We start from the raw sequence: 12,136 nt of genomic DNA, 5'->3' as shown, positions 1-12,136 counted from the left end.
GATGGCGCTCGCGCCGACGCTGATCCTGCTGCTGTCGGCGTCCGGCCTGATCTCGGCCGCCGAGACCTCCATGACCGCCGCCTCGCGGGCGCGGATGCACCAGCTGGAGCGCGAAGGCGACCGGGCGGCGCGCCGGGTGAACCGGCTGATCGCCAACCAGGAAAAGATGATCGGGGCGATCCTGATCTCGAACAACGTCATCAACATCTTCGCCTCGGCGCTGACGACGGCGGTCCTGACCTCAGTCTTCCCGCAGGGCTCGGTGATGGGCCCGCTGGTGGCCACTGTGGTGATGACCGTGCTGGTGGTGGTGTTCTCCGAGATCCTGCCCAAGACCATCGCCATCGCCCGGGCCGACGACGTCGCCCGCTGGCTGTCGATCCCGACGTTCTGGATCGTGCGGCTGTTCGGCCCGCTGGCCGACGGCGCCCAGTGGATCGTGCGCCAGACGCTCCGGCCCTTCGGCATCAGGCTCGACATGGGCATCGACGTCCTGGCCGCGCACGAGGAGATCCGCGGCGCGGTGGAGTACCACCACTCCGAGGGCCTGGTGGAGACCCGCGACCGCTGGATGCTGGGCGGGGTGCTGGACCTGGGCGAGATGGACGTCGGCGAGGTGATGGTCCACCGCAAGGCGATCTCGATGATCGACGCCGACCTGCCGCCGCGCGAGATCCTGGCCGCGGCCCTGGAGGCCGCCCACACCCGCCTGCCGCTCTACCGCGACGAGCCGGAGAACATCGTGGGCGTGCTGCACGCCAAGGACCTGCTGCAGGCCATCGCCGAGGCGGACGGCAAGATCGACGAGCTCGACGTCAAGGGGATCATGCGGCCGGCCTGGTTCATCCCCGAGACCACGACGCTGAAGGACCAGCTCGCCGCCTTCCTGAAGCGGCAGAGCCACTTCGCCCTGGTGGTGGACGAGTACGGGACGCTCGAGGGGCTGATCACGCTCGAGGACATCCTCGAGGAGATCGTGGGCGAGATCGAGGACGAGCACGACGTGGTGGTGCCGGGCGTGCGGCCGGGGCCCGACGGCTCGGTGATCGTCGACGGCTCGGTGACCATCCGCGACCTCAACCGGGCGATGAACTGGATGCTGCCCGACGAAGAGGCGGTGACCGTCGCCGGGCTGCTGATCCACGAGGCCCAGCGGATCCCCGACGTGGGCCAGGTCTTCGCCTTCCACCGGCACGAGTTCCGCGTGGTGGAGCGCAAGGGCAACCAGATCACCGTCCTGCAGGTCTCCGCCCCCGAGGTTCCGGCGGACTAATGTGGTTCTCGTGCGTTGAGGTCTGGCGGAGCCCTGCGGCGCCGCTTGATGGCGACGTGGGATCGGGGGGAAAGTCAGCGTGCGTTCACCTATGACCGCGTCTAAGGATGGACCGAACCTGGCGCCGGAGCGGACTGAATCGGGCGGGGCGAGCGGCGGGGTCGCGCTTGACGACCGGCCCGCACGCCTGCTTTGCCGCTTCGGATCGCCGATGTGCGCGTTGGAGCCTGAGGAATGACGGATACTGCGAAGCTGGACGGCCTGCGCGTCTTGGTGGTCGAGGACGAGATGATGGTCTCGATGCTCATCGAGGACATGCTCGGCGACCTCGGCTGCACGGTCGTGGGACCGGCCTCGCGGCTCGACGAGGCCATCGAGCTGGCCAAGGCGGCGGAGCTGGACTGCGCGGTGCTCGACGTGAACCTGGGCGGCCAGCCGATCTTCCCGCTGGCGGACCTGCTGCGCGAGCGCGGGGCGCCGTTCGCCTTCGCCACCGGCTACGGCGACGCGGGCCTGCGCGATGTCGACAAGGGTTCGCCCGTCCTGCAGAAGCCGTTCCGCGAGGGCGACCTGGCCCGGGTGCTGGGCGAGCTGCGCGCGGCCGTCGGCTGACGCCTCCGGCTAGAGGTAGCCGAAGGCGCGGCCCGCGCCGTCGATCATGGCGATGCTGACCGAGCCCACCAGGGCGGCCAGCGACAGCAAGAGTTTCATGTTCCCGTCTCCTCGATAGGTCCAAGCTTCACAGCAAGGACGCGGGAGATAGGCTGTGCCCGACGTCACGGTAGTGGCGATTTGCGCATAACAGCTCTGCGCATTTGGAAACGACGCGTCAGCGCCCCTGGGCCAGGAGCCCCGCCAGCAGCTTGTCCGGGGTGATGGGATAGTCCCGCACCCGCACCCCGCAGGCGTTGTAGATGGCGTTGGCCACCGCCGCGCCCGCGCCCGAGATGCCGAGCTCGCCGACACCCTTGATGCCCATGGGATTGGCCTTGTCGTCCACCTCGTCGAGCATGATGGCGTCCAGTTCGCCGACGTCCGCCTGCACGGGCACGAGGTACTGGGCGAGGTCCTGGTTGATGAGCGAGCCGTAGCGCGGGTCGACGGCGTTGCCCTCGGTGAGCGCCGCGCCGACGCCCCAGATCATGCCGCCGGTCAGCTGGCTGCGGGCCGTCTTCCAGTTGAGGATGCGGCCGGCCGCGAAGACCCCGAGCATGCGCCGCACCCGCGTCTCGCCGGTGACGGTGTCGACGCCGACCTCGCAGAAGTGGGCGCCGTAGGTGTGCTGGCTCCAGTTGCGGGCGTCGGCGGCCGGGCGGATCTCGCCCTCGACGGTGAGGCCCTGCGGCGCGGCGCGGGCGATGAGGGTGGCGAGCCGCTCCGAGCGGTTGCCGATGGCCACCACGCCGTCCTCGAAGGTGACCTCCTCGACCGGGCCGCCGTTCAGCGGCGAGGCGGGATCGGCCGCGGCCAGTTCGGCGATGGCCTTGCGCAGGTTCATGCCGGCCGCCAGCGCGGCGGAGCCCGCCGTCGCCGCCCCGAACTGGCCGCCGGATCCGGGCGCCGGCGGCAGCTCGGAGTCGCCGATCTCGACGCGCACGTCCTTCAGCGGCACGCCCAGCGTCTCGGCGGCGATCTGGGCCAGCACCGTGTAGGTGCCGGTGCCGATGTCGGTCATGCCCTGGCGCACGGTGATGACGCCGTCCGCATCCACCGAGAAGCTGCACTTGGCCGGCAGCAGGAAGTTGCCGCGGATGGCCGCGGCCATGCCCATGCCCACCAGCCAACGGCCGTCGCGCACCCGGCCGGGCGTCGGGATCCGGCGGTCCCAGCCGAACATCTGGGCGCCCTCCTTCAGGCAGCGGACCAGCTGGCGGATGGAGAAGGGCTTGCCGGTCTCGGGGTCGACCTCCGGCTCGTTGAGGATGCGCAGTTCCACCGGGTCGAGGCCAAGCCGTTCCGCGAGTTCGTCCATGGCCACTTCGAGGCTCAGCATGCCGACAGCCTCGCCGGGCGCGCGCATGGGGCCGGCGAGCGGCAGGTCGAGCTGGACGAGCCGGTGGCCGGTCAGCCGGTTCGGCGCCGCATAGAGGCTGCGGGCGAAGTTGGAGGCGTGCTCGGTGAAGTGGCCCTCGCGGTGGCAGTGGGTCACGGTCATCAGCGACATGGCGGTGAGCCGCCCGTCCGGCGTGGCGCCCAGCCGGACGCGCTGGACGGTGGCCGGGCGGTGCACCGTGCCGTGCATCATCTGCTGGCGGCTGAAGGCGACCTTCACCGGCCGGCCGAGGGCGCGGGCGCCGAGGGCCGCCAGGGTCAGCTCGTCGTAGGTCTGGCCCTTCCCCCCGAAGCCGCCGCCGATGTAGCGGGTCATCAGGCGCACGTCGTCGCGGCCGATCTTCAGCGTCTCGGCGAGGCCGTGCTGGGCGGGCTTCACCATCTGGACGGAGGTGTGCACGACGCACTTCTCGCCCTCCCACCAGGCGGTCGTGGCGCAGGGCTCCATCTGGCAGTGGTTCTGCAGCGGCGTGGTCCAGGTGGCGTCCAGCTTCACCGGGGCCGCGTCGAAGGCGGCCTCGAAGTCCCCGACCCGCACGTCCTCCTCGCCCGGCGGATCGCCGGCCTCGTCGAGGTGGGCGTGGAAATCCACCGCGGCCGGATCCTCCGCATAGGCGAGGCGCACCAGGCGCGCGGCGGCGGTGGCGTTCTCCAGGGTGTCGGCCAGGACGAAGGCCACCGGCTGGCCGTAGTAGGCGACGCGGTCGTTCTCCAGGGCCGGGCGCGCCGTGGCCGTGGAGCGGGGATGGACCTTTGTCCCGCGCGCCCCCTGCTCTGGCGCGTTCCGGTGGGTCCAGACGAGGTGGACGCCGGGCGCGGCCTCCGCCTCGGCGGTGTCCACGCCGGTGATCCGGCCGCGCGCGATCGTCGCCGGGACCATGACGCCGTAGGCCGGCGGCGCGGGCGGCTCGACCTCATAGGCGTAGGGGGCCGTGCCGGTGACCTTCAGCGGGCCCTCATAGCGGTCCACCGCCTTGCCGATCAGGCCGGAGCGGTTCTCGGAGACGGGGTTGGGCAGGGCCCAGTCGGCGACCGAACTCATCTGGCCTTCCCCCTCGCCTCGTCGATGGCGGCCGCGCCGAGGCGGGCCGTCAGCGTGATCTTGAAACCGTTGCGGCCGTTGTCGCTGGCCTGCGCGAGCTCCGCGGAGATCGCCTCCTCGGCCGTCGCCCCGCCGGCCAGGGCGGCCTCGGCGTCGGCCGCGCGCCAGGGCTTGTGGGCGACCATGCCAAGGGCCACCCGGCCGCCCGCCACCGCGACGCTGGCCAGGCCGCCGGCGTAGGAGGCCCGGTCGCGGGCCTTGCGATAGACCTGCCCGCCCTGCGGCGGCGACGGCAGGACCACGGCGGTGATCAGCTCGCCAGGGACCAGGTGGGTCTCGAGGTGTGGCGTCTCACCGGGCAGGCGGTGCAGCTCGTCGACGATGAAGCGCCGGACGTCGCCCGAGGGCGAGAGCGTCTCGACCCGGGCGTCGAGGGCCACCAGCGCCACGGCCATGTCGGACGGGTGGGTGGCGATGCAGGCATGGCTGGCGCCCAGGATCGCGGAGTTGCGGTTCAGGCCTTCCAGCGCCCCGCAGCCGGAGCCGGGCTCGCGTTTGTTGCAGGGCTTGGCGGTGTCGTAGAAGTAGGCGCAGCGGGTGCGCTGCAGGAGGTTGCCGCCGACGCTGGCCTTGTTGCGCAGCTGCGGCGAGCCGCCGGCGACGATGGCCTCGGCGAGCACCGGATAGCGGGCGCGGACGCGGGCGTCGGCCGCCACCTGGCTGTTGGTGGCCATGGCGCCGATGCGCAGCCCGCCGTCGGGCGTGTCCTCGATCCGTGCGAGGGGGAGCCGCGACACGTCGATCAGGTGCGCGGGCTGCTCGATCTCCAGCTTCATCAGGTCCAAGAGGTTGGTGCCGCCGGCGATGAAACGGGCGTCCGGCGTCTCCGCCGCGGCCTTCACCGCCGCCGCGGGATCCGTCGCGCGTTCGTAGGTGAAGGGCCTCAAGCGAGCTCCTCCGCAGCGCTGCGGATCGCCTCGACGATCTGCGGATAGGCCGAGCAGCGGCAGATGTTGCCGCTCATCCGCTCGCGAATCTCGTCGCCGGTGAGCGAGGGCGGGGCAGCCACGTCGGCGGCCGCCTGGCTGGGCCAGCCGGCCTCCACCTCGGAGAGCATGCCGAGCGCCGAGCAGATCTGCCCCGGCGTGCAGTAGCCGCACTGGAAGGCGTCCTCCTCAAGGAAGGCCTTCTGGAGGGGATGCAGCCGCTCGGGCGTTCCGATCCCCTCGATGGTCGTGACCTCGTCGCCGTCGTGCATCACCGCCAGCGAGAGGCAGGAATTGATCCGCACCCCGTTCACCAGGACCGTGCAGGCGCCGCACTGGCCATGGTCGCAGCCCTTCTTGGAGCCGGTGAGCCGCAGGTGTTCGCGAAGGGCGTCGAGGAGGGTGGTGCGCGGGTCGACGTCGAGCGACCGCGCCTCCCCGTTGACGGTGATCGTGGTCCGCAAGCGCGAGGCCCTCCCGCATTGTCGTCGGCCGCCCTTCCTTGCGAATGGGGCGGCTCTTCAAACGTATGTTTAGTCTAGCGCCTAGGCTTCGCCGGGCGCCAGCGCCTTGACGGTCAGCGCGTGGACCGGGCCGGCCAACTCCTCGGCGAGCGCCTTGTAGACCATCCGCTGGCGGGCGACCTTCGGCGCGCCGGCGAAGGCCTGGGCCTCGATGGTCACGTTGAAGTGGCTCTCGCCGCCCGGACGCGCGCCCGCGTGGCCGTGGTGGCGGGCGGAATCGTCCTCGATCTCCAGCCGGGTGGGCTGGAACGTGGCCGTAAGCTTGCTGTGGATGGCTTCGAGGATAGCGCCCATCGGCTCCGTCTTCAATTCTTGAAGGGGAATATCTTCCCCCCATACTTGGTCCATGCCCGGCGCGTTTCAATACAAGCCCAAGTTCCTCGACATCCGCGTGCGTCCCCCCTCCGACGAGGAGGACGCGCGGGCCGAGGACGTGAACGCGCTCAAGCCGGGCGAGCGGGCCTGCGACCACCCCGGCTGCCGGCTGGCGGCCACCGCGCGGGCGCCCAAATCACGGGACATGCTCAACGAGCACTACTGGTTCTGCCAGCCGCATGCGGCCGAGTACAATCGCAACTGGAACTTCTTCGCCGGCATGAGCGAGGGCGAGGTGCGCCGCCGCCAGCACGAGGAGCTGTTCACCGGCGGGCGTCCTACCTGGGAGATGAAGGCGGGCCGGATGTCGCGCGAGGCGGCGGCCTTCGCGGCGAAGTTCGGGCAGGGCCAGGGTTACCGCGATCCGTTCAACATGTTCGGCGGGGCGGCCGGACCCCGCCCAGCGCCGGAGCCGGAGGACCGCCGGATCGGCAAGATCGAGCGCAGCGCGCTGGCCGACCTCGACCTCGACGTCAACGCCGACGGAGCGAAGATCCGCAGCCGCTACACCGAGCTGGTGCGCCGCCTGCACCCGGACGCCAACGGTGGCGACCGGTCCGGCGAGCACAAGCTGCAGCGGGTGATCAAGGCCTACCAGTCGCTGCGCAAGGCCGGGATGGTCTGACGCCTCAGGCGAGCGCCCGCCAGGCCACGTAGGCGGCGGTCGCCACCACCATCAGGGCGAAGCCGCGGCGGGCCACGTCCGCCCGGCCGGCGAGGGCCCGGGCCGCGGGCGATCCGGCCAGGGCGCCGAGCGCGCCGCCGGCCACCAGGGCCGCGAACACCGGCCAGTCCACCAGACCCGAGGCCGCGTAGCTGACGCTCGTCGCCGCGCCGAAGAGGGTGACCGAAACCAGCGAAGACGCGGCGGCGTGGGCGAGCGTCATCCCCGTGGCCGCCATGAGGCCCGGGACGATCAGGAAGCCGCCGCCGATGCCGAAGAAGCCGGCCGCGAAGCCGGTGGCCAGGCCCACCGGCGCCAGCCGCGTGGTCAGCCCCCGCGTGAGATGCACCTGAGGATCGCCCGCGGACTTGCGGGGGAGCAGCATGGAGAGGCCGACCAGCGCCATGGCGAGGGCGAACCAGGCGAGCAGCCGCTCGCCGTCCATCTGCTTGGCCAGGTGCGCGCCCAGCAGCGACCCGGCGAGGCCGGCCGTCCCGAACACCAGGGCGCAGGGCCACTTCACCCGGCCCGCGCGGGCCTGGGTGGCGAGGCCCATGGCGGCATTGACGGCCACCGCCGCCGCCGAGGTGCCGATCGCCACGTGCGGATCGCGCACGCCCACCAGGTAGATCAGCAGCGGGGTCGCCAGCACCGAGCCGCCGCCGCCGAACACGGTGAGCAGCAGGCCCACGAGAGCGCCGCTGAGCGCCGCCGAGCCGAGGGTCCAGGCGAGGTCCATGGATCAGGTTCCCGTGTCTGTGGGACAGAAGATCTCGGCCAGCGTCGCCAGCACCTTCACGGCGGCGGGGGCGGCGACCCGGTAGCGGACGGTCTGGCCCTCACGGCGCGTGGCCACCACCTCCTCCTCGCGCAGCACGGCGAGGTGCTGGGAGAGCGCCGACTGGGAGAGGCCGACCAGGGGCTGGAGCTCGCCCACTGACCGCTCGCCGTCGGCCAGGCGGCAGAGGATCATCAGACGGCGTTCGTTGCCGAGCGTGCGCAGCAGCCGGGCGGCCTGCGCGGCGCTCGCGTCGAGGCGGGCGATGTCCAGGGTCGCGAGATCGAACATGACGCGGATATATGCATTGTTTCTAATTTAGCAACTTCTTATATAAGCCGGGACGCCATAAGGAGGCTCCCCGATGCAACCCCGCGTTCAGGCATTTTTCGACCTCGCCACCTCGACGGCCAGCTACCTGGTCTCCGATCCGGCGACGGGGCAGGCGGCGATCATCGACCCGGTGCTCGACTTCGAGCCTAAGGCCGCGAAGCTCTCGACGGCCTCCGCGGACGCGCTGTTGCAGGCGATCGCCGACCAAGGCCTGACGCTAGCCTATGTGCTGGAGACCCACGCCCACGCCGACCACCTTTCGGCCGCCGACTACATCCGCGGCAGCACCGGCGCCAAGGTGGTCATCGGCGCGCACATCCGCGAGGTGCAGAAGACCTTCATCCCGGTGTTCGAGGCCGACGACGTCGCCGCGGACGGGGCGGTGTTCGACGTCCTGCTGGACGAGGGCGACACGCTCGCGCTCGGCGAGCTGACGGTGCGCGTGCTGCACACGCCGGGCCACACCCCGGCCTGCGTGACCTACCTGATCGGCGAGGCCGCATTCGTGGGCGACACCCTGTTCATGCCCGACTACGGCACGGCGCGGGCGGACTTCCCCGGCGGCGACGCGGCCACCCTCTACCGTTCGATCCAGAAGATCCTGGCCCTGCCGCCGGAGACGCGGGTGTTCGTGGGCCACGACTACCTGCCGGCCGGCCGCGAGGAGTTCCGCTGGGAGACCACGGTGGCCGAGGAGCGCGCCCGCAACGTCCACGTCCACGAGGGTGTCGGCGAGGCGGAGTTCGTGGCCATGCGGCAGGCCCGCGACGCCACCCTCGCCGCCCCGACCCTGATCCTGCCGTCCCTGCAGGTGAACATCCGCGCCGGCGCCCTGCCCCCGGCCACGTCGGCCGGCAACGTCTTCCTCAGGCTGCCGGTGAGGGCCGCCTGACCCCTACCTGGCGCGGGTCCGCGCCACGATCCAGTCGCCGACCACCTTCAGGGCCGCGGGGTCGAAGGTCTCCTCGATGCGCCCGTATTCCATGGGCGAGCCGGTGGTCGCGGTCTGGAAGAGGTGGTTGAGGCCGGGCAGCTCCATGACCGTGACGTCGCGATTGCCCTTCAGCGCCTCCCGGATCGCCGGCAGGTTCTGGTCTGGCAGGACCTGCAGGTCCTTCTCGCCGTTCACGGCCAGGACCGGCTGGCGCACGTGGGACAGCGCGGGCCGCGGATCGTAGCCGATGATCCACTTGTACCAGGGCGTCGCCATCAGGCCGGCCTGCATGGCCGCGGCCTCCGCGGGGAGGCCCAGGGCCCCGGTCAGCATGGAGGTCACCTCCCGCTTCACCGCCTGGAAGTCCGAGCCGGCCAGCACCGCGGCGTCGGCCCTGGCGAGGACGGCCTGGGCCGCGGCTATCCGCTCCGGCGGCGCGCCGCCGACGCCGTAGACGGCCTTGCGCTGGGCCGCCAGCAGCTCGCCGAGCGGCACGCCGGGCCCGGCCAGCAGAACCACGTAGGCGATCTTCGGGTCCTCGCCGGCGACCAGGGGCGCCACCACCCCGCCTTCGCTGTGGCCGATCAGGCCGACCTTGCCCGCATCGATCTCCGGACGGGCGCGCAGGAAGGCCACCGCGGCGCGGGCGTCGGCGACGAATTCGGCCGCCGCGGCGGTCGCCAGGTTCCCCGTGGACTTCGCGAAGCCCCGGTCGTCGTAGCGGAGCACGGCGATCCCCTGGCGGGTCAGGTGGTCGGCGAGCACCAGGAAGGGCTTGTGGCCGGCCAGCGTCTCGTCACGGTCCTGCGGGCCGGAGCCGCTGATCAGCACGGCGGCCGGAAACGGTCCCGGTCCCTGGGGCAGGGTCAGCGTGCCGGCGAGCCGCGCGCCGCCTAGGCTGTCGAAGGCCACCTCCTCCTCGCGGTAGGGATAGGGCTTGGAGGGGACCTGGGGTCGGTTGCGGACGAGCGGCGGGACCGGCCCCTTCTCGAGCACCAGCGGCAGGGGCTGGATCTGGGTCCAGGTTCCCGACCAGGCGCCACGCGCCGCGTCCCAGGTCCCCTCGTAGCGGCCGCGGACGCTGGGGGCGGTGAAGGCGAGCCTGTTCCCCTCCATGCGGAGCTCGGCCAGCGGGATCTTCATCGGGCCCTGGTCCGGGCTGGTGAGGTGGCCCGTCAGCCCGTTCGGCCCGGTCTCGATCACCACCCCGATGCGCAGCTCGGCGCCCATGGCGCTGAGCACGCCGTGCCATTCGCCGGCCGCCTCCTGGGCTCGGGCCGCCTGGGCCAGCACCAGGACCATGGCCGCCAGGGCCCCGGCGAGGCCCAGCACCCAACGCGTCACGCCTACGCCCATGACCGTCTCCTTCCCTGTCAGCCGTTGGTGGCGGGCGCCGACGCGGCGCCTTGCGCGGCGAGGCCCGCCTGGGCGAGGGCCAGCACCCCGCCGGGGTTCATCGCGTCGACCATGGCGGTGGGCAGCAGGATGGTCGCGCCGCCCTCCTTGGTGGTCTCGTAGATGATGTTCATGGCGCGCAGCTGCAGGGCGGCGGGGGAGCGGCCGTAGATCTCGGCGGCCTCCACGAACTTGATCGCCACCTCCTGCTCGGCCTGGCCCAGGGCGACGCGGGCAAGCCGCTCGCGTTCCGCCTGCGCCTGCCGGCTCATGGCGTCCTGCAGGGCGGCGGGCACGCCGATGTCGCGGATCTCCACCGACAGGACGGAGATGCCCCAGTCGGCGGTCTTGCGGCCGATCACCTCGCGCAGCAGCTCGTCGCCCTGCTTCCGCTCGGCGAGCAGGGTGGCCAGCATGGAGGCGCCGACCAGCTCCCGCAGGGAGGTCTCAGCCACCTGGGCGATAGCCCGGCGATAGTCCTGGATCTCCAGGGCGGCGCGCTCGGTGTCGTGCACCTGCCAGAAGATCACCGCGTCGATGTTGACCGGCACCGTGTCCTTGGAGAGCGCCTGCTGGGCGTTGAACTCGGTGGTCTGGATGCGCTGGTCGATCCAGTAGGCCACCTGGTCGACCACCGGGATGATCAGGAACAGGCCCGGCCCCTCCACCTTCCGGAAGCGGCCGAGGCGCAGGACGATCGCCCGCTCCCACTGACTGGCCATCTGCAGGGCCAGCAGGATCAGCAGCGCCAGCACCAGCAGGACGGCGCCGGCCACCTTCAGGACCGCCCCGTCCTGGGCGAGGGCGATCCCGGCGACGGTCAATGTGAGCGCGGAGAGCACGGCGGCGGGACCGTTCACCCGGGCCGTCTTCGACGAACCGGCCGAGGCGGCGAGGAGCGCGACGTTCATGGGACTTCCTCCTTGGCGGCGGCGAGCGCCGCGATGCGTTCGATGAGCAGCCCGGGCTCGACGCCCAGGGCGGCGGCCTGGGCGAGGGTCTGCCGGGCGAGATTGTCGGCCGCCTCGTCGCGGGCGCGGCCCTCCAGGGGCGCGGGCGGCTCGGCCACGAAGCTGCCGCGGCCGCGGACCAGGGAAAGCGCGCCGAGGCGCTCCAGCTCGTCGTAGGCGCGGCGCACGGTGTTGAGGTCGATGCGGAACGCCACCGCCACCTGGCGCATGGTGGGCATCTGGTCGCCGGGCTTCAGCACGCCCGCGCCCATGGCCCGCAGGAACTGCTCGCGCAGCTGCACATAGATCGGGACGCCGGTGTCCTCGACCCGCAACGTGCTCAGCACCTGCTCCTGTGTATGCATACACTCATACAATCTGAGCAAAGCTTGGCCGTCAACGGAAATCGCGACCGGCGTTCTGCGGGATCAGGCGGAGAGCTTGGCTTCCAGCGCCGCCAGGTCGTCCACGAACCAGACCGAGCGTCCACGATTGGACTCGCGCACGAAGTCGCGGAGCGCGTCGCTGCGGGCGACGGCGGCGGAGACGTCGCCAACGATGGCGACCCGCACGCCGTAGTTGACGAACTTCTGCAGCACCTCGCCCGCCAGCCGGGTCTTCAGGTCGAAGAAGGCGGAGGGCAGGCGCTCCACCGGGATGGCGAGGATCTCCGCCCGCGCGCCGAGGACCTCCCCCAGCAGGTCGGACGCCTCGCGGTCGCCGGCGAGCAGAGGTCCGTCGGCGGCGCAGACGAGAACCGTCGCGCCGTCGATCTCAACAATCCTGTCCGTCATGGCCGCCTCCGCTGCGCACGCGGCACCATGGCCGGC

At 71.8% G+C, this 12,136-nt stretch carries 14 protein-coding genes; 4 read left to right on the top strand and 10 right to left on the bottom strand.

Features of this window, described 5'->3' with window-relative positions:
- Position 1 precedes the first annotated feature (1 nt).
- Positions 2 to 1,273, top strand: a complete 1,272-nt coding sequence (locus VM685_RS11655; RefSeq protein ID WP_325460384.1) for an HlyC/CorC family transporter — start codon at positions 2 to 4, stop codon at positions 1,271 to 1,273.
- Between the two features lie 234 nt (positions 1,274 to 1,507).
- Entirely contained in the window at positions 1,508 to 1,885 is a 378-nt protein-coding gene (locus tag VM685_RS11650; protein WP_325460316.1) for a response regulator, read from the top strand.
- A gap of 217 nt (positions 1,886 to 2,102) precedes the next feature.
- On the opposite strand, the gene VM685_RS11645 is transcribed toward VM685_RS11650, so the two are convergent.
- The 4 genes from VM685_RS11645 to VM685_RS11630 all read right to left on the bottom strand — a co-directional run bounded on the left by VM685_RS11645 (position 2,103) and on the right by VM685_RS11630 (position 6,171).
- Positions 2,103 to 4,367 carry a xanthine dehydrogenase family protein molybdopterin-binding subunit gene (locus tag VM685_RS11645; RefSeq protein ID WP_325460315.1) on the bottom strand — a complete coding sequence of 755 codons (2,265 nt, stop codon included), beginning with the start codon at positions 4,365 to 4,367 and terminating at the stop codon, positions 2,103 to 2,105.
- The gene (locus tag VM685_RS11640) at positions 4,364 to 5,314 is read right to left on the bottom strand and encodes a xanthine dehydrogenase family protein subunit M (protein ID WP_325460314.1); all 951 of its coding nucleotides are present in this window, start codon (positions 5,312 to 5,314) and stop codon (positions 4,364 to 4,366) included. Before VM685_RS11640 ends, VM685_RS11645 begins: the two co-directional genes overlap by 4 nt.
- Entirely contained in the window at positions 5,311 to 5,817 is a 507-nt protein-coding gene (locus tag VM685_RS11635) for a 2Fe-2S iron-sulfur cluster-binding protein (protein ID WP_325460313.1), read from the bottom strand. The genes VM685_RS11640 and VM685_RS11635 overlap by 4 nt, the downstream gene beginning before the upstream one ends.
- An 81-nt stretch (positions 5,818 to 5,898) precedes the next feature.
- Positions 5,899 to 6,171 carry a BolA family protein gene (locus tag VM685_RS11630; protein ID WP_325460312.1) on the bottom strand — a complete coding sequence of 91 codons (273 nt, stop codon included), beginning with the start codon at positions 6,169 to 6,171 and terminating at the stop codon, positions 5,899 to 5,901.
- 52 nt (positions 6,172 to 6,223) lie between these two features.
- On the opposite strand from VM685_RS11630, the gene VM685_RS11625 reads away from it, so the two are divergent.
- Positions 6,224 to 6,877 (top strand): J domain-containing protein, encoded by a 654-nt coding sequence (locus tag VM685_RS11625; protein ID WP_325460311.1) that lies wholly within the window; start codon positions 6,224 to 6,226, stop codon positions 6,875 to 6,877.
- Between the two features lie 4 nt (positions 6,878 to 6,881).
- Here VM685_RS11625 and VM685_RS11620 read toward each other — a convergent pair whose 3' ends face one another.
- Together VM685_RS11620 and VM685_RS11615 are read right to left on the bottom strand one after the other, a co-directional pair.
- Positions 6,882 to 7,655, bottom strand: coding sequence for a sulfite exporter TauE/SafE family protein (locus VM685_RS11620; RefSeq protein WP_325460310.1), 774 nt, complete (start codon positions 7,653 to 7,655; stop codon positions 6,882 to 6,884).
- A 3-nt stretch (positions 7,656 to 7,658) separates the two neighbouring features.
- Positions 7,659 to 7,985, bottom strand: a complete 327-nt coding sequence (locus VM685_RS11615) for a metalloregulator ArsR/SmtB family transcription factor (protein WP_325460309.1) — start codon at positions 7,983 to 7,985, stop codon at positions 7,659 to 7,661.
- A gap of 73 nt (positions 7,986 to 8,058) precedes the next feature.
- On the opposite strand from VM685_RS11615, the gene VM685_RS11610 reads away from it, so the two are divergent.
- The gene (locus VM685_RS11610) at positions 8,059 to 8,919 is read left to right on the top strand and encodes an MBL fold metallo-hydrolase (protein ID WP_325460308.1); all 861 of its coding nucleotides are present in this window, start codon (positions 8,059 to 8,061) and stop codon (positions 8,917 to 8,919) included.
- Positions 8,920 to 8,922: 3 nt separating this feature from the next.
- Here VM685_RS11610 and VM685_RS11605 read toward each other — a convergent pair whose 3' ends face one another.
- The 4 genes from VM685_RS11605 to VM685_RS11590 form a co-directional block, all read right to left on the bottom strand.
- Positions 8,923 to 10,317 carry an alpha/beta hydrolase family protein gene (locus VM685_RS11605; RefSeq protein WP_325460307.1) on the bottom strand — a complete coding sequence of 465 codons (1,395 nt, stop codon included), beginning with the start codon at positions 10,315 to 10,317 and terminating at the stop codon, positions 8,923 to 8,925.
- Positions 10,318 to 10,334: 17 nt separating this feature from the next.
- Positions 10,335 to 11,267, bottom strand: coding sequence for a slipin family protein (locus tag VM685_RS11600; protein ID WP_325460306.1), 933 nt, complete (start codon positions 11,265 to 11,267; stop codon positions 10,335 to 10,337).
- Positions 11,264 to 11,671 (bottom strand): GntR family transcriptional regulator, encoded by a 408-nt coding sequence (locus tag VM685_RS11595; RefSeq protein ID WP_325460305.1) that lies wholly within the window; start codon positions 11,669 to 11,671, stop codon positions 11,264 to 11,266. Before VM685_RS11595 ends, VM685_RS11600 begins: the two co-directional genes overlap by 4 nt.
- A 63-nt stretch (positions 11,672 to 11,734) precedes the next feature.
- The gene (locus VM685_RS11590; protein ID WP_325460304.1) at positions 11,735 to 12,100 is read right to left on the bottom strand and encodes a DUF4180 domain-containing protein; all 366 of its coding nucleotides are present in this window, start codon (positions 12,098 to 12,100) and stop codon (positions 11,735 to 11,737) included.
- Positions 12,101 to 12,136: the final 36 nt, after the last annotated feature.

The sequence above is a fragment of the Phenylobacterium sp. genome, assembly GCF_035539035.1.
In the GTDB taxonomy this organism is placed as follows: Bacteria; Pseudomonadota; Alphaproteobacteria; order Caulobacterales; family Caulobacteraceae; genus Phenylobacterium.
This window is presented reverse-complemented; position numbering and strand designations above follow the sequence as displayed.

What these genes read in the sequence shown, in the direction of transcription:
- VM685_RS11655 (WP_325460384.1), top strand. Translation starts at nt 2, where the DNA reads ATGGCGCTCGCGCCGACGCTGATCCTGCTGCTGTCGGCGTCCGGCCTG.
- VM685_RS11650 (WP_325460316.1), top strand. Translation starts at nt 1,508, where the DNA reads ATGACGGATACTGCGAAGCTGGACGGCCTGCGCGTCTTGGTGGTCGAG.
- VM685_RS11645 (WP_325460315.1), bottom strand. Translation starts at nt 4,367, where the DNA reads ATGAGTTCGGTCGCCGACTGGGCCCTGCCCAACCCCGTCTCCGAGAAC.
- VM685_RS11630 (WP_325460312.1), bottom strand. Translation starts at nt 6,171, where the DNA reads ATGGGCGCTATCCTCGAAGCCATCCACAGCAAGCTTACGGCCACGTTC.
- VM685_RS11625 (WP_325460311.1), top strand. Translation starts at nt 6,224, where the DNA reads ATGCCCGGCGCGTTTCAATACAAGCCCAAGTTCCTCGACATCCGCGTG.
- VM685_RS11620 (WP_325460310.1), bottom strand. Translation starts at nt 7,655, where the DNA reads ATGGACCTCGCCTGGACCCTCGGCTCGGCGGCGCTCAGCGGCGCTCTC.
- VM685_RS11615 (WP_325460309.1), bottom strand. Translation starts at nt 7,985, where the DNA reads ATGTTCGATCTCGCGACCCTGGACATCGCCCGCCTCGACGCGAGCGCC.
- VM685_RS11610 (WP_325460308.1), top strand. Translation starts at nt 8,059, where the DNA reads ATGCAACCCCGCGTTCAGGCATTTTTCGACCTCGCCACCTCGACGGCC.
- VM685_RS11605 (WP_325460307.1), bottom strand. Translation starts at nt 10,317, where the DNA reads ATGGGCGTAGGCGTGACGCGTTGGGTGCTGGGCCTCGCCGGGGCCCTG.
- VM685_RS11600 (WP_325460306.1), bottom strand. Translation starts at nt 11,267, where the DNA reads ATGAACGTCGCGCTCCTCGCCGCCTCGGCCGGTTCGTCGAAGACGGCC.
- VM685_RS11595 (WP_325460305.1), bottom strand. Translation starts at nt 11,671, where the DNA reads ATGCATACACAGGAGCAGGTGCTGAGCACGTTGCGGGTCGAGGACACC.
- VM685_RS11590 (WP_325460304.1), bottom strand. Translation starts at nt 12,100, where the DNA reads ATGACGGACAGGATTGTTGAGATCGACGGCGCGACGGTTCTCGTCTGC.